This is a genomic window from Bremerella volcania (assembly GCF_007748115.1).
GTDB lineage: Bacteria > Planctomycetota > Planctomycetia > Pirellulales > Pirellulaceae > Bremerella > Bremerella volcania.
On the sequence record NZ_CP036289.1, the window covers coordinates 1,063,637 to 1,085,246 of the forward strand.

Genomic DNA, 21,610 nt, shown 5'->3' on the forward strand with positions numbered 1-21,610 from the left:
CGTGCGAGGGGAGAGGGCTAGGGTGAGGGGCTTTCCGCCAAAACGAAAGTAGGGCCTGCGTGTCGCGGGTCGCGAAGCGGGTACCAGGATTCCGACCCGCGACACGCGGGTCCTACGCAACTTACGCCGTCTTCTCGCCGGCCGTTGCCTGGTTCAGCTTATTGTAAAGCGTCTTCAGGCTGATTCCCAGTTCTTCGGCCGCTTGCGGCTTGTTGCCGTCGTGGCGGTCCAAGGCCTCGTGGATGGCTTGCATTTCAAGTTCACGCAGGGACATCGGACCGCTCACCGCCCGCAGTTCCGGTCGATCGCCGCCGCTGGGCGATTGTTCGCTGAAGCGGCGCGGCAAGTGCTGCGGCTGGATCGGCAGTTCTTCGCACAGAATCGTGGCGTGCTCGACCACGTTGGCCAGTTCACGCACGTTGCCCGGCCACGAGTGAGACTTGAGCGCGTGAATCGTTTCCGTAGCGAAGACGGTATGCGTCATCGGAATGGTCGGCCAGAACCGGCGGCTGATGTGCTCGGCCAGCAGGGGAATGTCTTCGGTCCGCTCGCGCAGCGGCGGCAGTTGAATCTCGAAGGTGTTGATGCGGAACATCAAGTCTTCGCGGAAGTCGCCATCCTGCACCATGTCTTCGATGTGACGGTGCGTCGCGCTGATGATGCGGACGTCGACCTTGATCGAACTGTTCTCACCCACGCGGCGAATCTCGCCCGTTTCCAGCACCCGCAGCAGCTTGGCCTGCAGTGCCTTGGGAAGCTCGCCGATCTCGTCCAGAAACAGCGACCCGCCGTGAGCGACTTCAAACAGGCCGATCCGGGTTTCTTCCGCCCCAGTAAAAGCCCCTTTGCGGTGACCGAACAGTTCGCTTTCGATCAGGTTCTCAGGCAGCGCGCCGCAGTTCACCGCGACGAATGGTTGTGCGTGACGCAGACTCTGGTCGTGAATCGCTTTGGCGACTAGCTCCTTGCCGGTGCCGGTCTCGCCGCGAATGAGTACCGCCGAGTTCGAGGGGGCGACCTTGGCGATCATCTTGTTGACGATCTCCATCGCGCCGGAATCACCGATCAGCTTCGACTTGCCTTCGATGCGATCCAGGCGGCTGGTGAGGGCTTTAATGCGGCGATCTTGCTCGCGTTTTTTGGCGACCCCTTCCAGCAGCGTCTTCAGTTCCATCAAGCGGCAAGGCTTGGTCAGGTAGGCGAAGACCTTGAACTCGACCGCGGCGATCGCGCTTTCGGTCGACGACTTGCCGGTCAGGATGATCGCTTCGGTGTCCGGCCTGGTTTCCTTGGCCTTCTTGATGACGTCGATGCCCCCTTTGCCGGGCATATCGAGGTCGACCAGCAGACAATCGAAGTCTTCCTTTTCGATCGCGGCGATCGCAGTGACGCCGTCGGGGCAGACGGTAACGGTATGGCCGAGACGCGGCAGTTCGAGCCCCATCAGCTTCTGGAGCGATTTCTCGTCATCGGCAAACAATATCTTCAGCGACTCAGGCTGCTTGGTGTCTTCGGTCATTGCGCTTACTTGCTTCCCTGCATGGCAGCGTAAAACTAAACTCACTTCCGAGGCCTGGCCCTTCGCTCCAAGCATCGATCTGACCACCATGGTCACTCACGATGCGGTACGAAATCGAAAGCCCCAGTCCTGTCCCTTGGCCGTCCCGGCGTCGGGTAAAAAAGGGTTCAAACAAGTGACGTCGAACCTCTTCGGTCATGCCGCAGCCGTCATCTTTGACGGTCACTTTGACCTGCCCGCGTTCTTCGCTCACCTTCACCAACACGTGTCCGCCTGGGTCGATGCTGTCCAGGGCGTTGGTAATCAGGTTGAGCACGACTTGCTTGATTTCCGGTCCGTTCACCGGTGCGAGGGCGACCTGGTCGTCCTCGAAGATCAAGTTCTTTTCACGATACTTGCCCAAGTGACGGACCATGTCGATCACGCCTTGAACGAGATCGCGCACGTCGGTTTCGGTTTTCTCGACGTCTCCTAGACGCGAAAAGTCGAGCAGGCGTTCCGTGATTTCCTTGCAGCGGAAGGCCTCCTCTTCGATCATTCCCAAATAGGTCTGTAGTACCGTTACGTCACTATCGCGGAAATGGGTCGTTTCGCCGCCAGGATCGGTTTCCCCTTCGTTGATGCGCGATCGTAGCGACTCGGCACAGAAGGCGATCGAGGCCAGCGGATTGTTGATTTCGTGCGCCACGCCAGCGGCCAGAAAGCCGACGCTGGCCAGCTGTTCGCTACGTACGACCTGCCTGGTGCGGTCTTGAACCTGTTCGTTCAGGTTGCTTTCGATGGCCTGGAAACGATGCGTCATCGCGTTCATCGCATCGGCCAGAATGGCCAGCTCGGCATGTCCTTCCAGCTGAATGCGGTGATCGAAGTCGCCGTTGGCAACCCGCCGCGAACCATCCATCAAGATCTTGAGTGGACTGAACAGCCAGCGATAGCAGGCATACGCGGCCGAAATGATCGCGCAGACCGTCAGCGAGATCACCATGACCGAGGCCGTAATCCAGAGCCGATACTGGCCGCGGACTTCGTCCTTGAGCTGCTGCATGTCCTCGATCAGAAACGTGGGGAGCTTCTTGGCCAGCATGTGCAGCTGATCGATCTCGCTGATCAGTTCGTCGTTCTTGATATCGTTCAGGTACCAATCGGCATCCTGGTACTGGTCGTCCAGCTTCTGGATCGAGCCGTGAATCTCGCCGATCGTATCGCGTTCGTCCGAGTCGTCGCCGATGTCGCTATCGCCGGCACCGCTGCGGTTGAGCTGGTCTTCGTAGCGGCGCAGCGCTTCCTGGACGGAAAGAAACTTGGCTCGGAATTCTTCCCGCAGCAGCGGCGGGTCGGTCGCCGAATCGTGGAAGCCGAATCGCTTGGAATTGCGGGCCTGATTGAGCGTGTGGCGAAGCTCGGTCACGGCCAGCGAGAAGTCGATGGCCAGCGGCAGTTCGACCGATCGGGCGCTAATGTCCCGCGCGACCTGCCGATACGAAAGACCGCCGGTGATGGTCACGATGAACAGCGCGAGCACCAACGCCAGCAGCAGACCGCTGCCAATGATCAATTTGTGTTTGAGTGGACGTCGGTTGAGCACCGCGACCTCCTTGTCGCAGAAGCATCAGAGACCGGCCGGAAATCGGGGCCGGTTGATCCATTACGCAGCCAAGTCGTGTTTGGTGCGCGGGACTGAGTCTAGCAATAGGTTTGCAATTTTTACAAGACCGATGTGCAGGAATTCGAACAGGAAGTTGGCTTCGGCCTGTAAAAGAGGTCGCTAGCAAACCGGCCCACGGGTGACCCAGAGAGGAATCTCTCTGGGTCACCCTCTGTTGGTGAGCGGTGCGGCGTGGCGGAAACCCTAACCCTCTCCCTGCGAAGGGAGAGGGGACTGGAATAAGAGAATGGTTCGGTTCCCGGTTAACGTTAGATGACCGTGAGTGGGCCGGTCGAGTCGCCGAAGTCGGGGTCTTGGATGCCCATGCGGTCCATCATCGTGACGAACAGGTTGGCCATCGGCGTGCGTGCGCTGGCGTCGAGTCGCACGTGGCGATCGGTTTCCAGCGTGCCGCCCCCTTTGCCGGCCAGGATGATCGGCAGGTCGTCGTGACGGTGACGGTTGCCGTCGGACAAGCCGCTACCGTAAACGATCATCGAGTTGTCCAGCACGCTTGCCCCGGAGGGGTCCTTCATCGACTTGAGCTTCTCAAGGAAGTACGCCAGCTGCGTGACGTAGAAGTGGTCGATCTTGGCGATCTTCTCCTTCATGTCCTTGTCTTCGCGATGGTGCGACAGGCTATGGTGACCTTCCGAAACGCCGATTTCGCGGAAGTTGCGATTGCTGCCGTCGTGAGCCAGCATGAACGAAGCGACGCGGGTCGAGTCGGTGTGGAACGAAAGGGCGAGCAGATCGAACATCAGGCGAATGTGATCGGCGTAATCCTTCGGAATGCCGCTGGGGGCCTCCATCTCGACCTCAGGCAGGTCGCGGAACTTCTCGGCGTTTTGGATACGCTGTTCGATTTCGCGAACGCCGGTCAGGTATTCGTCGAGCTTTTTCACGTCGTTACGGCCCAGCTGCTTCGACATCGACTTGGTTTCACCCATCACGAAGTCGAGCACCGAACGGCGCTCGGTCATCCGCTGGTCGAAGTTGCGTTGTCGCTCTTCGCTGTTGCCGCGACCGAACAGACGCTCGAACACCAGGCGTGGGTTCGATTCGGCAGCCATCGGCGTATTGGCACTCCGCCACGACAGGTTGAACTGGTAGGCACACGAGTAGCCAGAGTCGCACGAGCCTGACTTACGGGCGCCATCGCACGACAGTTCCAGCGACGGCAAGCGGGTTTCGTAGCCGAGGTACTGGGCCATTTCCTGGTCGATGGAAATGCCCAGTTCGATATCGGAACCGGCGGTCTTCTTCGGACGGGCACCGGTCAGGTACGTCGCGTGGGCTCGGGCATGGTCACCGGCGCCATCGCCGTTGGCAAAACCATGTTCGTGAGCGAGACCGCTCAGGATTTGGAACTCGCTACGGAGGTCCTCCAGCGGCTTCATCGTTTCGTTGAGCTTGTAGTCCTTGCCGGTTCCTTCCGGGAACCACTTGCTCACGTTCACGCCGTTGGGCACGTACAGGAAGGCGGAGCGAAGGGGATCGCCGGCGGCGGTCGTTGCGGTTCGGCTGGCTGCCTGGGCGGTGCCGGGCATCAGGCTTTCCATGGCGGGCAAAGCCACGGCCAGACCGAGTCCTTTAAGGAAATGGCGGCGAGTGGGTTGCATTTTCATGGCATCAATTCCTTCGTTGCGCTAAAAGCTGGCAGGATCAGTTGGCGGACGACAACAAGTCGCCGTCGCCACGACGCTTCTGGAAAGGGGCGCTATTTACAATGGAGTGAATCATGTCGCGCAGCTTGCCGTCGTTGGCAAGCATGTCGTCGACGATGAGGTCTACGGTCGGTGTGTCGTAATATTCCAAACCCCGCCCCAGGGCGTAGGTGAGCATCTTTTCGGTCAAACAGCGATAAAAATCGACTTTTCGCTCGTTGGCCAACACCTGGGAAAGTTCTTTCACGCTTTTGAACTCTTCGCCGGTGATCAACTTGCCGGAGGTTTCGACCTCGTCGTCGTCCTCGAACTGTCCGATGTAGGTGAACTTCTCCAGCGCCAGTCCCAAGGGGTCCATCCGAGAGTGGCACGACTTGCAGAGCGCTTCGCTGGCATGCAGTTCCAGTTGCTCGCGCATCGTCAATCGTTTGCCGCGCTGGCGGATTTCCTCCAGGGCCGGTACGTTCGGCGGTGCCGGTGGCGGCGGCGTGCCGAGGATGTTATCGAGGATGAACAGCCCGCGCTTGACCGGGGACGTTCGGGTTGGGTTCGAGGTCACCACGAGGAAAGTCCCCTGGGTGAGGATACCGCCCCGTTTGCTGTCCTTGGGCAGGTCGACCTTTTTCATGCGGCTGCGGTCGAGGTCCTTGATCTCCTCCAAGCCGTAAAACTTGGCCAGCGGCTCGTTGAGGAAGGTGTAGTCGGCGGTCAGCAGTTCGCCTGCCGAGCGGTTCTCTTTCAGGACGTACTCGAACAGCATTTCCGTCTCTTCCCGCATGGCGCGGCGGACGGTTCGGCTGAAGATGCGTTGGGAGTCGCCAAGGTCGCGGAGCCCCAGTGCCCGGCGAGCATCGATGCTCAGCGACTCGACGTCCTGGGCTTGCAGCCACTGGCCGACGAAACGCTCGACGAAACGCTCGGACTTGTGATCGTCGATCATCCGATTGACCTGGGCATCGAGGTTCTCGCGGAGCTTGCCTTCGCTGGCCAGCCGGGTCAGCTCGTCGTCGGGCAGCGAACTCCACAGAAAGTAGGAGAGCCGCGAGGCGAGCGCGAACTCGTCGACGTTGACGACTTTGCCGGGGTTGTTCGGTTCCGGTTGGATTTCTGCCCGGAATAGAAACTGCGGAGAAATCAAAATAGCGGCGAACGACTGGGCGATGCCGTGCTCGAAGGTTCGGTCGGGCAGGCCACTGATGTGCTTCTGGATTGCGACTAGGCGGTTGAGCGTCTCGTCGGAGACCGGTCGGCGGAAGGCCTTCGAACTGAAGTGCTGCAAAATTTTACGGGCATACGCTTCCCGTTCCTTTTCGCCTTCGGGGGGTGGACCATCGAAGAAGACGCGTTTGTACATGACGCCTTGCTTGTCGTCGGTGGGCACGACTTCCTTGACGATCTCTTGTGCTGCGTCGAAGTACTTCTCGGTCATCAGCGGCGACATCGAGAGGACGTCGCCGATGGTGTCGAAGCCGTAACCGGTGTCGTCCGGCGGGAAGTTCTCGTCGACCTTGTAGCGGTAACCGAAGAGGTCTTCGATCGTGTAGCGGTACTCGTCGCGGTTCAAACGGCGGATCGTGACGCGGCCTGGGTCGGGATTCTGCGGATCGAGCTTGAAGACGCTCGCTTGGATCCACTTGCTCACCAGGTCGCGCTGTTCTGGAGAAGGTTGGTCTTCGTCGGACGGGGGCATCGTTTGGGCGCGCAGGTTTCGCCAGACGGCCAGCCATGTTTCGTGCGAGGCCTGGGGGTTCTCGGGCAGGGTGTCGAGCACGACGCCCCCTTCATCCGCACCGTAGCCATGGCAACCATAGCAGTAGTTTTCCAAGACCGGCTGGATCTTCGAGAAGTCGGTGTTGGGCTGTTTCGTCTCGGCGGCGATGCTATCGTTGACAGCAGCCGTAAGCACGAAGATCGCAATGAGGGAAAGTCGTTGCATCAGTATCGATTGGAAAGGCAGGGACGAAGCAATCACCGCACTCAGAGGAAACAACCGATAAAACAGGTCGCTTAAATTATGATTGAGGCGGGAAATTTCGCTGAATTGTTTCGAACACGGTCCTACAAATGGAGGGGGTTGTGACCGCGCACTAAGGAAGGCTTCAATTAGTTATCGTAGGGAGGGATGTCCTAGAAGTAAAGATTTATTCCCGGCCCGTAGCAATTACCCCTTAGGGTGGTCAGGTTAGAGGGAATACGTTTTTCCGATAATCCCTGGACATTTGGCGCAAGTCATTGTTTTTGCGTGGTTTTCTTCTGGAAAATAACTATCCCGATTGTCAGAAAACAGGTGGTCGTGTCCGCGATTGAATTTCGACAACTTGAGAAGCGTTTTTCGCCTGAATCGCTCGTCCTTTCGGTCGATGCGCTCGAGATCCCGTCGGGGCAATTCGTCTCCCTTGTCGGGCCTTCAGGTTGTGGTAAATCAACGCTGCTGCGTTTGGTCGCCAACTTGGACCAGCCCAGTGGTGGCCAGCTCACCCTTTCCGACGACCAGGCCGGCGAGCGGGCCTTCGTCTTTCAGGACGCCAGCCTCATCCCCTGGAGAACGGCCTCGGAGAACGTTCAGTTACCCCTCGAACTCCGCCGCCAGCTGACGCGCGACGACCAACACGCAATCGATGCCGCGATTCGGATGGTCGGTTTGCAAGCGGAAGATTCGCGAAAATTTCCGCGAATGCTTTCCGGCGGGATGCGAATGCGGGTTTCGCTCGCCCGGGCACTGGTCACCCAGCCGCGCATCTTGCTGATGGACGAACCGTTCGCCGCGCTCGACGACCTACTGCGGAATCAGCTGAACGAACAACTGCTCGACCTGTGGCGAGAGCAGAAGTGGACGACGCTGTTCGTGACGCATAACGTCGCCGAGGCGGTCTTCTTAAGTCAGCGGGTTCTCGTCATGCATGCCCAGCCTGGGCGGATCGTGGCCGACATGACCGTTCCGTTCGATTACCCGCGCCGCGGTCCACTTCGAAGCGACCCCGACTTCGCCAGATTTTGCGGAGAGGTCATGGGCAAACTGGCAGGAGCGGCCGCGTGATGAAGGAGGATCGCTTCAGCTGGAAGACCATCGTGCTGCCGATGCTGGTGTTGGTGCTGACCCTTGCCCTGTGGCAAGCGATCATCGTCGTCAGCGGGCTCGAACCGTACATCCTGCCGGGCCCTTGGGACGTCGGCAAAACGATGTGGCAGCGTAGCGATTCGCTGTTGCTGTATACGCTGCGCACGGGGATGGTGGCCGTCAGTGGGTTTCTGATCTCGGTCGTGCTGGGCGTGAGCGTGTCGCTGCTGTTTTCGCAGTCGTCGATCATCCGCCAAAGCGGGTACCCTTACGCGATCTTCTTTCAAACCGTACCGATCGTTGCCGTCGCTCCGTTGGTGATCGCCATCTTTGGATATGGCGTGCTGAGCGTGGTCGTGGTGACGACGATGATCAGCCTGTTCCCAATCATCACCGCGACAACCACCGGGCTGATCACGGTCGATCAGGGACTATTGGATCTGTTTCGTGTGAACAAGGCAACACGATGGCAGATCTTGTGGAAGCTGCAGTTCCCAGGCGCCATTCGTTACCTGCTGACCGGCATGAAAACGAGCGCCGGGCTGGCGGTCGTCGGGGCGATCGTCGGTGAGTTCTTCGCCGGGCACTCGAGTGGTCATCAGGGGCTGGGCTATTTTATTCTCGTATCACAAAATCAAATTAACACGACGAGCCTGTTCGCTGGGACGATATGCAGTACGCTGTTGGGTGTCGTCGTGTTTGCCACCATTTCACTGCTGGGCCGTTTGCTATTGTGGCGCTGGGTAGGGGAGGGATCACCGTGAAACGAATGCTTTTGCTAAGTCTGCTACTGATGGCCATCGCTTTGGTCGGTGGTTGTCAGACGAAGGACGATACGTACCACACCGGTCCGCGTGATAATGACCCCAGCGCGCGAACCGACGTGAAGCTGGCCCTCAACTGGTTTCCCGAGGCCGAGCATGGCGGATTCTACGCGGCCCAGCTCAACGGTTACTTCGCCGAGGAAGGACTTAACGTCGAGATCATCCCCGGCGGGCCTGGCTCGCCGGTGATTCAGCAGGTAGCACGCGGCACGATCGAGTTCGGCGTCGCCACGGCCGATCAAATTCCGCTCGGCCGTGCTCAAGGAGCCAACGTCGTGGCCACGCTGGCGGCGATTGACCAAAGCCCGCGCTGCTTCCTGGTGCACGAAGAGTCAGGCATCAAGTCGCTGGAAGAACTCAAGAACGTGACCCTGGCGATGAACAGCGGCCGGGCCTTTTCGGAGTATCTCAAGAAGCATGTCCCGCTGGAGAACGTGCGGATCGTGCCGTACGACGGCAGCATTGCGGCGTTCCTGCGTGACAAGAACTTCGCCCAGCAAGGATACGAGTTCAGCGAGCCGTTTCTGGCCAAGCAGCAAGGAGCGAACGTGCGTGTGCTGCCCATTCGAGCGATCGGCTATAACCCGTACGCCAGCTTGCTGTTCACGTCGGACAAGCTGAAGAGCGAGCATCCGGAACTGGTCGCCAAGATGACGCGAGCTTGCCGTAAAGGTTGGCAGGCGTATCTGAAGGACCCGCTGAAGACGAACGAGCATCTTCAGTCGCTCAATCCCGAACTCACGCCGGGCGTCCTGGAGTTTGGCGTCAAGGCGATCGTCCCGCTGACGACGGTTCAGCAAGACGACTTCGGTCAGATGCAGCTTGACCGCTGGAAGACCCTTGTCGAGCAGCTCGTCGAAGTGGGGCTGATCGAGAAGGACGCCGTGAAGCCGGAAGACTGTTTTACCGAGGCATCATGAGCGGCACTCTTTCTGACGATACGTGTTGGATGTATTTGGTCCGGCACGGAGCGACCGACTTCAATCTGAAGCAGCCGACCGTCCTGCAAGGCAATGGAATCAACGGCCCGCTGGCCGCGATCGGCCAGCAGCAGGCGACGCTAACGGGTAAGTTTCTTAGTTCGCTGACGTTCGATTGCGTCTATGCCAGTCCGATGGTGCGAGCAATCGAGACGGCCGAACGCATCGTGCCTGGCCGCGAGATCGTTCCGGTGCCGGAGATCGTCGAGGCCGACGTCGGCCGCTGGCTGGGACGCGACTGGGCAGACATCCAAGCGGCCGATCCCGAGGCGTACCGTTTGCATCAGGAAGATCCCTCGATTCATCCTTATCCCGAAGGGGAATCGGCCACCGACGTCGCTCGGCGGACGGTACCAGCCCTGACCAGGATCCTGCGGCAGAACCTCGGCAAGCGGGTCCTGGTGGTCGCGCATAACATCGTCATTCGCGTGATGGTCGCCCATCTGTACCAGATTCCGCTGAAGCAGTTCCGGACGATCCGGCAAGACAACTGCTGCGTGAATCTGATTCGGTATCAAGGGGAAAAGGCGGAACTGGTGACTTGCAATTCGACCTTTCACCTACGCGAGCTGAATCAGTAGTCGGCGTACGGATCTTCGGGGATTTTTTCGACTAGTTCCCGCAGCCGCTCTTCGAGTTCCTCTTGGCCGTCGACGATCTTGGCTTCGATGGTCAAGGCCCACAGGGGCTTGTCCATGAAGCGATCGAGGCCGATCTTCACGAGGTCCTTGTGCGTGCAGACGACCGCTTCGACCTCGTCGTGCTCAGTGGTCCAGTGCTCCAGGACGTGGATGTCCTCGCGCTGGTAATCGTGGTGGTCGTCGAATTCTTTGAGCTCAACCACGTCGATCTCGGCATTTGTCAGCGTGTGGCGGAAACCGCTCGGGTTGCCGATGCCGCAAAAGGCCAGCACCTTCTTTCCCTTCAGCTGATCAATCGGCTCGGACGCTCCGCTGAAATTGATCAGGCGGCTTGGCTGGTGACGCATCTCGACCAGCACGGCATCGTCTTCCAGTTTGGCGACGCGTTCCCAGATCGCGGCCCGCTCTTGGACGCTGACCATGTCGCCGCGGGTGAGCACGATCACGTCGGCCCGGCCCAGGCTTTGGACCGGCTCTCGCAGGGTGCCGCGGGGGAACAGGTAGTCGTAGCCAAAGGGCTCGGTGGCGTCGATCAGCACGATATCGAGATCGCGGGCGATTCGCCGATGTTGGAACGCATCGTCCAGCAGCAGTACCTGGGCGGCGAGTTCCTCAGTGGCTACCTGGGCGGCGGCGACGCGATCGGGGTTTTGCAGGTGCGGAACGTCAGGCAGCAACTGTTCGAGTTCTTTCGCCTCGTCGTTCTGAGCACCTTGCTCGGCGCCGTAGCCGCGGCTGATCAGCGTGACGCGGATGTTCTGCTCGCGAAACCAACGCGCGAGCCAGGCAACCATGGGCGTCTTGCCGGTGCCGCCGAGGGTCAGGTTGCCGACGCTGATCACCGGCACGTCGACCTTTTCGCCTGGTTTGACCTTCGTGTCGTACTGACGATTGCGAATGCCGACGCCGATTCCGTAGAAGAGCGAGGTCACCCACATGAGTCCGCGAAGCATCGACGTGCCGATTCCCCTTTGGCGGCCGCTGACAATGGCTTTGAAGTCTCGGGCAGTGAGCATCGATTCGTTACTACGGGGTGGCGTATTCAAAGCGAAAGGGACGAAACCTGGCGGCTTGTCCCTTTCGATCACTTATCAATTGGCGACTTTGCTCTAGCCTTTCAGCTTGGCACAAATGGCGTCGGCCATTTCCTGCGTGCCGACGGCGGTTGGGTCGTCGCGGTTTGGCTTGAGGTCGTAGGTGACGTCCTTGCCTTCGGCGATGACGTCGGCGACGGCCTGTTCCAGACGCTTGGCCGCGTCGGTTTCGCCCATGTGCTGAAGCATCAGCATGCCGGACAGAATGAGGGCGGTCGGGTTGACCTTGTTCTGGCCTTTGTACTTCGGAGCCGAACCGTGGGTGGCTTCGAAGACGGCGCCTTCGGGACCGATGTTCGCACCGGGGGCAACACCCAGGCCGCCGACGATACCGGCACCCAGGTCGCTGAGGATATCGCCGTACAGGTTCGGCAGCACGATCACGTCGTACAGTTCTGGCTTTTGGACCAGCTGCATGCACATGTTGTCGACGATGCGTTCCTCGAATTCGATGTCAGGGTAGTCCTTGGCGACTTCGGTGGCCGTGGCCAGGTACAAGCCGTCGGAGTACTTCATGATGTTCGCCTTGTGAACGGCGGTGACCTTCTTGCGGCCGTTCTTCTGGGCGTAGTCAAACGCACAGCGAACGATACGTTCGGTTCCGCTGACGCTAATCGGCTTGATCGAAACGCCGGTCTCTTCGGCGCCGGTCTTGATCTTGCGGTCCGATGGCAGGCCGTTGATGAACTCGATCAGCTGAGCCGTTTCAGGCTTGCCTTTCTCGAATTCGACGCCGGCGTAAAGGTCTTCGGTGTTTTCACGCACGATGACGATATCGACGCCCAACTCGCTGAAGTAGCTGCGAACGCCTGGGTACCACTTGCAAGGGCGGATACAGGCAAACAGACCCAGTTCCTGACGCAGGTAAACGTTGATGCTGCGGAAACCAGTACCCACAGGGGTGGTGATCGGGGCCTTCAGGGCACACTTGGTGCGGCGAACGCTTTCGATGGTCGAATCGGGGATGGGCGTGCCGACACGCTCCATCACGTCGACGCCGGCCTCCTGGACGTCCCAGTTGATTTCGACGCCGGTTGCGTCGACACACTTGCGGGCAGCTTCCGCCAATTCGGGACCAGTACCGTCGCCGGTAATGAGAGTGACTTCGTAGGCCATGAGGTTTTCCTGGCAGCTGAGGGATATCGTAGTTGCGATAAGCGATTTAGGGCGAATGGAACACCTTGCGTTAAGAGCCCAAAATACCAGACCAACCGCCAGAGGTAAACCTAGTACCAGGACATGCCGACGGTTACGGGCCTAGTTCTGTAGGGTGCCTGGCAAGGATAGCGCGCACCCGCTTCCGTCCCCTTGCCCCTGAGGGGAGAGGGCCAGGGTGAGGGATTTTCAAGCTTGATGAAAACGCATGCGCGACCGACGTTCGCGATGGCATCGGAACGAATCTTACGCAGCAGTTTCTTACGTCAGCCCCGAAGGGGCGACCATTAATAGCCAGGGGTGGAAGCCCCTGGAAAGCGTTCCCCAAAAGACTTCTTAGGCCCTGAAAGAGCGGTCGAAATGATGCCTGCTGAAACGGTCGCCCCCTTGGGGCTGACACACTCATGGCGGCCCGCGTTCGTGGGCCGTTTCGACTTGTCGTGTTTCGTTGTTGGACGCCATCCTCACATCCGCGTGGACACGCTTCTCAATCGCACGAAGCACGCGTTCGCGTCGTGTGGGCGTGATGATCTGCTTGGTTTCGGCTCGGGAGATTACTTGGGGCTGCGTTTCGCTTGGCGGTTGTTCTTCGCTGGAAGCCTGTTCGACGGGTGCGTTGAGTTCCTCTTCCAGCGCATCGATCTCGGCCTGTTTCGCGGTAATCTCCTCGATCAACTGGAGGTTGAGCTTCTTCATCCGGTAGAACATCCACGCGTACAATCGTGCGGCTTCGTACGTGAGGGGCTCGCGCAGCGGCTGCCGTAGTCGATAGCGCTTTCGTTCCTCGTAGCGCGTCACCGCGTCGCGTTCGCGGGGCACGCGGTATTCGCCTGAGTCACTCCGCGAACGTTTGGGCGTTAAGCCGTTTGGCACCAGGGGAGGATCGATTTCGGGGAACTCGTACGCGTTGATTTCCGGATCGATTTCGACCACGATGCTGTCGGCCCGGTAGTGCGGTCGATCGGGGTCGAACGCTTCGACAGGCGGGTCCTTGCTAGGAACGTCCTTCGCCATCGCAGCCTGAAACGCGGCTTCCTCCTGGGCCTCTTGCCGGCGGATGATTTCGTTGAGCGTGGCCGATTGCGGCCGCGGCGTTCGCTTCGGAGGAGCCATCTTCGGCGGCCAGAATTTCTTGGGCTGCGACTCGTTGGCCGGCTCTTCCTGCAAGATCATCAACACCTCTCCGCAGCAAGGGCAGAGCAGTCGATTCCCCTCGCGCACGGCAACCTGCGGAGCGTGCGCTGATGCGTTCGCTCCGTGTGTTTCAGGTTGTGAGGCGTGTTGATGGGACATGACGTTTGAGTGTGTTGAAGTTTGCATGCCCACGCAAACGCGGGCACGGCACCCGGAAGCGAGATTGCTTCATCGGGTGTACGTGCAATTTAGAGGACTAGCGCTTCAGTGAGATAGTGCGCGCGGGAAAAATTTTTTTGACCACGGATGACGCGGGCTAATCAGAAACGCCCAGATGAAGCCAGTAGGCGGATTCGGTGGAATGGATCAGGAAATCGTTCCAGTCGCATTCGTAGAAGCCGACCGGATGTATCTTGAATTCATACACATCGCACTTGCCGACCAGGGCATCCAGCCACTCCAGCGGTGGTTGGAGAAACCGCTTCCGGTCGATTTCGGGAAGGTGCTCGTGATTCCAAAGGCTCCGATCGCAATTCTCAGGCTCTTGGAATTGGAGAAGCCAGCGGGACAAACAGCTTTTCACGGCCGGTCGCCACGGTTCGAGCGGTTCCAGCTTTAGATCTGTGAACTCGATCGATTGATCCGCGAGTGCCCGCGTGATGCAAGCGGTCGGATCCGCATCCATCGCAATAGGATCGATGCTGAAAGTACAGCCGTGATTGACGCGCGTGTTGATCTGCTCCATCGCGATCAGGAAGCCCTGCAACTTTCCTAGGAGGCTGGCACTGGTGTTCATGATTGCGGCTCCGAAAAAAGAAGGCTATCCGGCGGGGACGCCGGTAGCCATCCTACGTTAATTGAGCATTCTAAATCGGGGCGTTACTTTCCGATGCAGTACAATGCCTTGTTCGTGCGAAGGTAGATCTTGTTGTCGACGATTGCCGGGCTGGCGTTGGCGATCGACTTGTCTGCTTCGAACTCGTTGATCGTGATCAGCTTGTACTCGGGATTCGCGTCGATCACGTAGGTGCCGTTTTCGCGGGTGACGTAGTACAGCTTGCCGCCAGCCACCACCGGCGAGGCGTAGATCAGTTTCGGGCGGGGTTCCATTCGTTCCTGGTAGACCACTTCGCCGGTCTTGGCGTCGGCACAGTAGGCGATCCCTTTGCTTTCGCTGACCCAGTACAGGTGGCCGTCGTGGTAGGTGGGAGACGAAACGTTCGAGCCTTTGTCGAGTTCCCAAACCAGGTGGCTGTCGGTCACGTCGCCGCTGCCGCCGGTGCGGATGGCGATCGTCGTATTCTTGCGGGCACCCATGGCGACCACCATGTCGTCGCCGACGGGAATCACGCTCGGGCAGATGTAGTCGTCGATTCCCTTCGAGTGCCACAGTTCCTCGCCGGTGGCCGGATCGAGCGCGCGAACGGCGCCTTCTTCGCTGTAGATCAGTTCATCGCGACCGTTGGCCGTAACCAGGATGGGCGTGTTCCACGAACGGTTGACCCCTTCGTGCTTCCAGACTTCTTGGCCGGTCTTTTTGTCGAGGCCGACGATCGCGTTTCCCTCGACGCCAGCGTTCAGGATGACCAGGTCTTTGTAGAGGACCGGCGAGTTGGCGGTGCCGAACGCGTGGGTCTTATCCCCCAGGCTGACCGTCCAGCGGTGCGTGCCGTCGAGATCGTAGGCGGCGGCCCCGGTGGTGCCGTAGTAAACATAGACGCCGGTATCGTCGACGTTGGGCGTGCTGGAAGCGAAGCCGTGCAGGGCCACGAACCCGCTGAAGTCTTTGGTGTGCTCGGCATCGGCCGGGATCTCTTGGTTCCACAGGATCCTGCCATTTTCGCGATCGACGCAGACGAGGTTCCGTTTCAGATTGGCCTTATCGCCAGGCTCTTCTTCGTTCAGGCCGTACCCGGTGTAGCAGGTGACGTAGATGCGATTGTTGAAGACGACCGGGCTTGAGGCGCCTGGGCCTGGCATGTCGGTCTTCCACAGGACGTTTTCGGTGTCGCCCCACTTTGTGGGAACGGAGTCTACGTTGGCGATCCCGGCCTGGGAAGGTCCGCGGAAGCGAGGCCAGTTGTCTGCTTGCAGCGGCAGCGTAAAGACGACGACCGCAAGCAGGGAAAGAAGCTGGAGGAAGTTACGAGGCATCAACCGATTCCTTACAGGGCAGGGGAGCTGAAGTTCGAGAAGGGTGTGAGTACCTGCGATTATAGCGCTTCGCGGGGCGAGTCAAAACCTGGCTCGATTAAAACCAGACCAGTGAGGTGTTTACTTCACAAGACGTTAAAATGATTGTGGTGGGCAAACGTAGGGGCTATGCTGACTCGGCACAAACAGGTTGGTCGTCTTTGGAGAACTCGCCATGGGTTTTTCCTTTCGTAAGTCGTACACGTTCGGTCCTTTGCGGGTGAATCTCAGCAAGTCTGGGGTGGGGTTTTCGTTTGGTGTGAAAGGCCTGCGTGCCGGGTACAGTGCCAACGGGCGCAAGTATGTTTCGGCGGGTGTGCCTGGCACCGGGGCGCGGTACTACAAGTCGACCAAGTCGCTGTCAGGCCTGTGGAACGAGTGGTTCGGCGGCGAAGAGGAAGAGGCACCGCAGAAGAAGCCAGCGAAGCAACTGAAAAAGAAAGAATCATTCTGGTAAAGGCCCCCACGATGAAAGCGAAGTTCATCCGCATCTTCCGCACGTCCAGTTCCGAACGTTTCCTGCTGCATGACGATGGCAGCGAAGAAATGGGCATGATCGACCTCCACTTCCTGGCCGACGGCACGGTCGCCGGCAATCTGTTTCTGGTCGCATCGAAGGTGACCGATGAAGCCGGCATCCGCCAGTTGCTGGAGCAAATCGACGAACAACTGGTCCCGGCCGCCAGCATGGAAGACGCCAACCTCTCGTTTACGGTCACCCAAGGGGAACTGGTGGGGACGTTTTCGAGCGCGGAAGATTAAAGAAGGGTTTGCCACAGAGGGCACAGAGAACACCGAGAGGAAGAAAGAGACGTAGGATAGCTACCGGCGTCCTCGTCGGATAGCCATCTTGAAGAAGGGTACTCGCTGCGTAACGGAAAAGGTGGCTATCGCCTGGGAAGGCGTAGCCACCCTACGACGATTCTCCCTTATCCGTGTTCATCCGAGAAATCCGTGGTTCGCCTTCTCTTTTTTCCTCCCCTCGGTGTCCTCTGGGCTCTCTGTGGCCAAATATCCTTGCATCCCTCCTGCCGAACCGTTCAACTAAAGCTTGCGCGGATGTTCGGACTATTCCGTTTCCCCCCACTGTCTGCCCAAAGAGGAGATCCTCATGCGACGCGTGTCGTTGTTTGCTGCCGCTAGTTTGTGTGTGATGTTGTGTGCCAGCGCTGTTTTGGCTGTCGATTTGCCAGGCTTTTCGGTTGGCGAAGTCAGTTTGAAATCGGCCGGGCCCCTTTCGTTTGCCCCAGACAATGTGCTAATTGTCGGTGATCCGAAGGCCGCGACGGTCTATGCCGTACAACTCGACAAGACCGCGACCAAATCGCCAGAGGCATTGGAACTGCCCATTCCCGATGGGATTACAGTGGCCGACTTGGCCGTCAGCCCTGACACCGGCGTGATCTATCTTTCGGTCACCTCGGACGGCAAGGCCGGCATCGTGCGGGTCAACGGCGACAAGCTGGAACCGGTGGCGCTCGATAAAGTGAATCGCGCCGTGGCCGAACTGGCCAACGCCCCCGAAGACAAGGTCGTAGGGGAAGGTCGCCGCCGTGGCAATCCTCGTGAGGAATCGATTACCGACATCGCTTACGTCGACAACCAGGTGATCGTCACCGGCCGCACCACCGGCGATGCTTCGGCCGCGGTGCACTCGATCGCCTATCCATTCCAGGAACAAGGCAGCGCGATGCCGATCGAAATCTATCACGCCGCTCATGGTCGTTATGAAGATGACGCGGTCGCACGCGTGTTCGTTCCGTTCACCATCGATGGCAAGCCGCACCTATTGGCTGGTTTTACCTGCACGCCACTGGTGAAGTTCCCATTGAGTGAAATCGCCAAAGCGAAGCAGGCTTATCGCGGCACGACCGTGGCCGAATTGGGTAACCGCAACAAGCCGCTGGACATGGTGGTCTACGAAAAGGATGGTCAGCAGTACCTGCTGATGGCCAACAGTGCCCGCGGCGTGATGAAGGTTAGCACCAAGGACATTGAACGCGAAGAAGGTTTGACCGAGCCTGTGAAGGGTGGCGGTACTGCCGGACAAGCGTTTCAAGCGATCGACTGGCAAGGCGTTGTGCAACTGGACAAGCTGAACGACACCAAGGCCGTCATCGTGACCCAGGTCGAAGGTCAGCCAACTGTGCTGAAGACCGTCGAACTTCCTTAACAATTGACGACGCACCCGCTGCCGGTCAGGTCGGCAGCGGGTGCGTTTTTTCTCTCTCACGTGCTAGCACTCTTGCAGCCCTATGTCGGTTGTAGTGATTCCCCCACAAGGACGACGCTGGGAATCGTATATTCCATTTCAACCGATGCAGAGACGTTCGTTCTGACGTCGATACGATTACTGCTTCATTCTCGGAAACTCCCACAGACGCCCGAACATTCGATGCACTGGAGGCATCATGCGCAGGACCTTCCCCACGAGTCTTGTAACTGCCACGCTGTTGTGTTTGGTCAGTACGACGGCTTTCGCTCAGCAATCGGTTGCGTTTCCCGAATCGGTTCTCACCGAGGAAACGACAACAACGGGGCAGTACTACCTCGACGCCTTCGAAAAGGTGTCGTTCTATGAATCGTGCGGAATGTCATGTGGTGACATTGCCCCCAGCTGCGGCGGTTACTGTACGTCTGCGGCGTGCGATTGCTTCTATTGCCGTGATAAGTGCGGCGGCGACTTTGGTGGCCATCGCAGCTGTTTAAAGGACTGCGGCATCACCGTCGAAGGTGCGTTCACGCAGTTCTATCAAGGACCTTCCAGTGGCGGAAACAAGGAAGTCTTCCGCTACGGCGACAAGCTCGATGTCTTCGTCATCATGGACACCGGCAAGATGGGCCTCTGGGAAGGGGGTCAGATTGACATTCACGCCGTTGATTGGCAGATGGGCCAGAATGCGATTGTTGACGCGACCGGACTTGCGCCTGTGAATACGGCTATGCTATTGCCGAAGGTGGGAGAGCCAACGTTTGCGACGACGAGCTTGCAGTACACGCAAATGCTCGGAGGGGGGCACCTCGTCACTGCCGGTCGAATTAACATGCTCGACTTGTGGGCAACGTTTTATCCGGAGTATGGACGCGGTATCGATGGCTTCATGAATACGTCAATGATGCTTCCTTTGAATGTGATTCCCAGCTTGCCACTGGTCACCAACGGTGCCGGGATCATCAAGGCCGGCGAGCGAGGCATCGAGCGTGCGTTGCTCGTGTTCGAGAGCCAATCGAGCCCAACGACTGTGGGGATGGACTTTCCTAACGGCGTGACGATTGTGGGTACCGTCCGAAAATATACCGATTTCATGTGCCAGCCTGGTTCACATACGTTGATCGGTGTGTATGCGACTGGAGAATACACCTCGTATGACACATCTGGCTGGATTGTTGTCCCCGGTAACGGCGTGACACCGGCATCGAAGCAGGGAACCTGGGCGGCTGCCTATTTGGCTCAGCAGCAACTCTGGGCCGATCCATGCAATCCGGCTCGCAAGGTTAGCATGTTTGGCTACATCGGGTTCTCCGATCCGGACAACAGCCCGTTCCAGTTCACGACCAGCATTTCGATCGAAAAGTTCGGCCCGTTTGCCAGCCGTCCGAACGACCGGTGCGGGATAGGGTACTTTTACAACGGGCTGAACTCCGACTTCCAGAACACCGTCAGCCTGATCGCACCGATCGATGATCTGCACGGCGGCGAAGTCTATTACAACGCCGAAATCGTCAAATGGTTCCACCTGACGACCGACCTGCAGGTGATTCAGCCCGGGTTGGTTGCCAACGATACGGCCGTCGTGTTGGGCTTGCGTGGGGAACTAGAGTTCTAGTCGCGTCGGGCCCGCGTGTCGCGGGTCCTGAAGCGGGTACCAGCTATCCGACCCGCGACGCGAGGGCCCTTGTATCTTGGTGAGGGTGTGTTCTCATAAAAAAAGCCATGTTGTTTTCAGTGAGCGTAGCGAACTGAAAACAGCATGGCGGTAGGCGGCAGATCGTGCGGGCCCTGTGGGTCTGCAAGACCGTAGTGTAGCTACATTACTGACAAACAGAGCCCTGCATCGATCGGATGCGGGGTTTTTTGTTTCGTGAAACAAGAAAAAAATAGGAACAGACGCGCGGCGTGACACGGAAGTGACAACGGCTATAATCGACCCTGCGAAACTGCCAGCGTATTCGCGGATAACGCGGAATCAGCGACTTGGTTCCGTGAGGGGCTTCATGAGTTTTACAGCGGGGTGTTTGTTCGATGTTTCGATTTGCTTTGTTGGCTTTGTCGTCTCTTCTTTTGGTTGGCTGTGGCGGGCCGATCAGTGATTTAAGTTCTGATGATGCGGCGTCTTCCGGCCCGGCTGCCAATACCGCCGCCGGTCCAACGGCCAGTCCGCCGGCCGCCGATGCTGATCTTCGGGAACTGTTCGACCAACTGAAGGTCGCCTTGGAGAAACGCGACTGGGAAACGCTGCGTAAGCTCCACTGGTCCGGTATGTCGGTGACGGCCGACGATCTCCGCGAAAGTTATGAAAGCAAGCTGGATCGTCTGGGTGGGGTCGGAACGATTTCAGCGTTCCATTTTGTACCCATGAACGCGCAGACGTACGAACAATACATCGATGAAGACGAGTTGCCTGGTCCCGTGGAACTGCTTACCGGTGATGTTGAATTCGAGATTCCGGGGCCAAACGGCCCAGAACCGACGATCCTGGTGTGGGCCTATACCTGCAAGGAAGAGGGGCAAACGAAGATATTCGGATATGTTGAACTTTCACTCGAGTAATTCGTTTATGCCGAAGGAATTGGTAACGCGATCGAAACAAATCGGCGATTTCATTGCTACGATTCCTGAACGAGATACAACTTGGCTCGCTCGGCGTGGTTGGCGGGGCGATGCGATCGATACGACACTTTCTCCGGCGGATTTGATCTGGGCGAGTCATGGTCGATGCGAAGCAATTGAAAGAGCTTAGGCGGCTCACCAATGCTGGGTTGTCCGATTGCAAGCAAGCGCTGATCGATGCCGACGGCAATCTCTTCAAGGCCGCCACGGCGATGCTTACCGAAGAGAAAGCCCTTGAGCTTCAACAGAGTGTTCGAGTGCGACGGATGGCCGGGCAGTCGATCAAAGATCCTGTCACGAAGGAAGAGGAAGACTTTGTTGACGCGCTTGTCGATCACTTCATCGCTCAGCGAACTCGGCCGCTGAATGTCGTCTTTATGTTGGAACTCACGGCGTACTTCCTTTCGGACGAGACATTCCGTGAGATGGTAGCTGATGATCCTACCCGGGCCATGCAAGAGGTCTGGAACTTAATCGACCGTGATGATGACAACCAGTCGCCGCCAGTGGCCCAGACGATTGATTCCGGTAGTCGCCTCGCAACAGTGGTGACGATGCCCAAGCCGCAGTCGGAATGGGAATGCGACTTCGTCGTCCTTCAGCACCCTTACCGGCGATTCCTTTTTTGGACGAAGCGAAAGGTCTTCGTCGTTTACAAGCGAACCAAACTGGATGATCACGGAATCGTAAATGTTCATGAAATGAACGTTAGCAATGACGGCGTCTTTGCTTCCAGGGAATGGGTGCTGGCCGATGCTGATTTGTCACCGCAGCAGCTCGCACTCATCGGCGACACGTCTGCCACGCGTGTTCGAGTGTAAGCATTTCGTGGAACACAGGCGAACAACTGACCAGCACAAAAAAAGAGC

At 58.4% G+C, this 21,610-nt stretch carries 19 protein-coding genes; 10 read left to right on the forward strand and 9 right to left on the reverse strand.

The features are described 5' to 3' along the window. Positions 1–121 precede the first annotated feature (121 nt). The 4 genes from Pan97_RS04160 to Pan97_RS04175 form a co-directional block, all read right to left on the reverse strand. Complete coding sequence (locus tag Pan97_RS04160; RefSeq protein WP_144978119.1) at positions 122–1,489, reverse strand: sigma-54-dependent transcriptional regulator; 1,368 nt, start codon at positions 1,487–1,489, stop codon at positions 122–124. Positions 1,490–1,493: 4 nt separating this feature from the next. Next, a complete protein-coding gene (locus Pan97_RS04165) occupies positions 1,494–3,104 on the reverse strand; it encodes a sensor histidine kinase (RefSeq protein WP_144970888.1) in 1,611 nt (536 codons plus the stop codon). A gap of 329 nt (positions 3,105–3,433) precedes the next feature. Next, positions 3,434–4,792, reverse strand: a complete 1,359-nt coding sequence (locus tag Pan97_RS04170; RefSeq protein ID WP_144970889.1) for a DUF1552 domain-containing protein — start codon at positions 4,790–4,792, stop codon at positions 3,434–3,436. Positions 4,793–4,829: 37 nt separating this feature from the next. Continuing rightward, positions 4,830–6,767 (reverse strand): DUF1592 domain-containing protein, encoded by a 1,938-nt coding sequence (locus Pan97_RS04175; protein ID WP_144970890.1) that lies wholly within the window; start codon positions 6,765–6,767, stop codon positions 4,830–4,832. Positions 6,768–7,124: 357 nt separating this feature from the next. Between Pan97_RS04175 and Pan97_RS04180 the strand changes: the two genes are divergently transcribed. From Pan97_RS04180 to Pan97_RS04195, 4 genes are read left to right on the forward strand one after another with little or no spacing between them, the layout of a single operon-like run. Then, the gene (locus Pan97_RS04180; protein WP_196782275.1) at positions 7,125–7,868 is read left to right on the forward strand and encodes an ABC transporter ATP-binding protein; all 744 of its coding nucleotides are present in this window, start codon (positions 7,125–7,127) and stop codon (positions 7,866–7,868) included. Continuing rightward, the gene (locus Pan97_RS04185) at positions 7,868–8,653 is read left to right on the forward strand and encodes an ABC transporter permease (protein ID WP_241676406.1); all 786 of its coding nucleotides are present in this window, start codon (positions 7,868–7,870) and stop codon (positions 8,651–8,653) included. The genes Pan97_RS04180 and Pan97_RS04185 overlap by 1 nt, the downstream gene beginning before the upstream one ends. Positions 8,654–8,658: 5 nt before the next feature. Next, the gene (locus tag Pan97_RS04190) at positions 8,659–9,633 is read left to right on the forward strand and encodes an ABC transporter substrate-binding protein (RefSeq protein WP_144978123.1); all 975 of its coding nucleotides are present in this window, start codon (positions 8,659–8,661) and stop codon (positions 9,631–9,633) included. Then, entirely contained in the window at positions 9,630–10,274 is a 645-nt protein-coding gene (locus Pan97_RS04195) for a histidine phosphatase family protein (protein WP_144970892.1), read from the forward strand. The genes Pan97_RS04190 and Pan97_RS04195 overlap by 4 nt, the downstream gene beginning before the upstream one ends. Here Pan97_RS04195 and lpxK read toward each other — a convergent pair. The 5 genes from lpxK to Pan97_RS04220 all read right to left on the reverse strand — a co-directional run bounded on the left by lpxK (position 10,268) and on the right by Pan97_RS04220 (position 15,871). Beyond that, a complete protein-coding gene (gene lpxK, locus Pan97_RS04200) occupies positions 10,268–11,350 on the reverse strand; it encodes a tetraacyldisaccharide 4'-kinase (RefSeq protein WP_144970893.1) in 1,083 nt (360 codons plus the stop codon). The two genes, Pan97_RS04195 and lpxK, sit on opposite strands and share 7 nt — an antisense overlap. A 93-nt stretch (positions 11,351–11,443) precedes the next feature. Then, positions 11,444–12,544 (reverse strand): isocitrate/isopropylmalate dehydrogenase family protein, encoded by a 1,101-nt coding sequence (locus tag Pan97_RS04205; protein WP_144970894.1) that lies wholly within the window; start codon positions 12,542–12,544, stop codon positions 11,444–11,446. Between the two features lie 441 nt (positions 12,545–12,985). Beyond that, entirely contained in the window at positions 12,986–13,876 is an 891-nt protein-coding gene (locus Pan97_RS04210) for a hypothetical protein (protein WP_144970895.1), read from the reverse strand. A 157-nt stretch (positions 13,877–14,033) separates the two neighbouring features. Next, on the reverse strand, positions 14,034–14,513 hold the full coding sequence (locus Pan97_RS04215) for a hypothetical protein (RefSeq protein WP_144970896.1): 480 nt from the start codon (positions 14,511–14,513) through the stop codon (positions 14,034–14,036). An 83-nt stretch (positions 14,514–14,596) separates the two neighbouring features. Continuing rightward, positions 14,597–15,871, reverse strand: coding sequence for an outer membrane protein assembly factor BamB family protein (locus tag Pan97_RS04220; RefSeq protein ID WP_144970897.1), 1,275 nt, complete (start codon positions 15,869–15,871; stop codon positions 14,597–14,599). A 214-nt stretch (positions 15,872–16,085) separates the two neighbouring features. Here Pan97_RS04220 and Pan97_RS04225 point away from each other — a divergent pair, with 214 nt between their 5' ends. The 6 genes from Pan97_RS04225 (at position 16,086) to Pan97_RS04250 (ending at position 21,562) form a co-directional block, all read left to right on the forward strand. Continuing rightward, positions 16,086–16,367: a DUF4236 domain-containing protein gene (locus Pan97_RS04225; protein ID WP_144970898.1), complete on the forward strand. Its 282-nt coding sequence runs from the start codon at positions 16,086–16,088 to the stop codon at positions 16,365–16,367. 11 nt (positions 16,368–16,378) lie between these two features. Continuing rightward, entirely contained in the window at positions 16,379–16,672 is a 294-nt protein-coding gene (locus Pan97_RS04230) for a hypothetical protein (RefSeq protein ID WP_144970899.1), read from the forward strand. 349 nt (positions 16,673–17,021) lie between these two features. Continuing rightward, positions 17,022–18,083, forward strand: a complete 1,062-nt coding sequence (locus Pan97_RS04235; protein ID WP_144970900.1) for a hypothetical protein — start codon at positions 17,022–17,024, stop codon at positions 18,081–18,083. Between the two features lie 238 nt (positions 18,084–18,321). Further along, entirely contained in the window at positions 18,322–19,737 is a 1,416-nt protein-coding gene (locus Pan97_RS04240; protein WP_144970901.1) for a carbohydrate porin, read from the forward strand. A 416-nt stretch (positions 19,738–20,153) separates the two neighbouring features. Then, entirely contained in the window at positions 20,154–20,681 is a 528-nt protein-coding gene (locus Pan97_RS04245) for a hypothetical protein (protein ID WP_144970902.1), read from the forward strand. A 158-nt stretch (positions 20,682–20,839) separates the two neighbouring features. Next, positions 20,840–21,562, forward strand: a complete 723-nt coding sequence (locus Pan97_RS04250; RefSeq protein ID WP_144970903.1) for a UBA domain-containing protein — start codon at positions 20,840–20,842, stop codon at positions 21,560–21,562. The last annotated feature ends 48 nt before the right edge of the window (positions 21,563–21,610 follow it).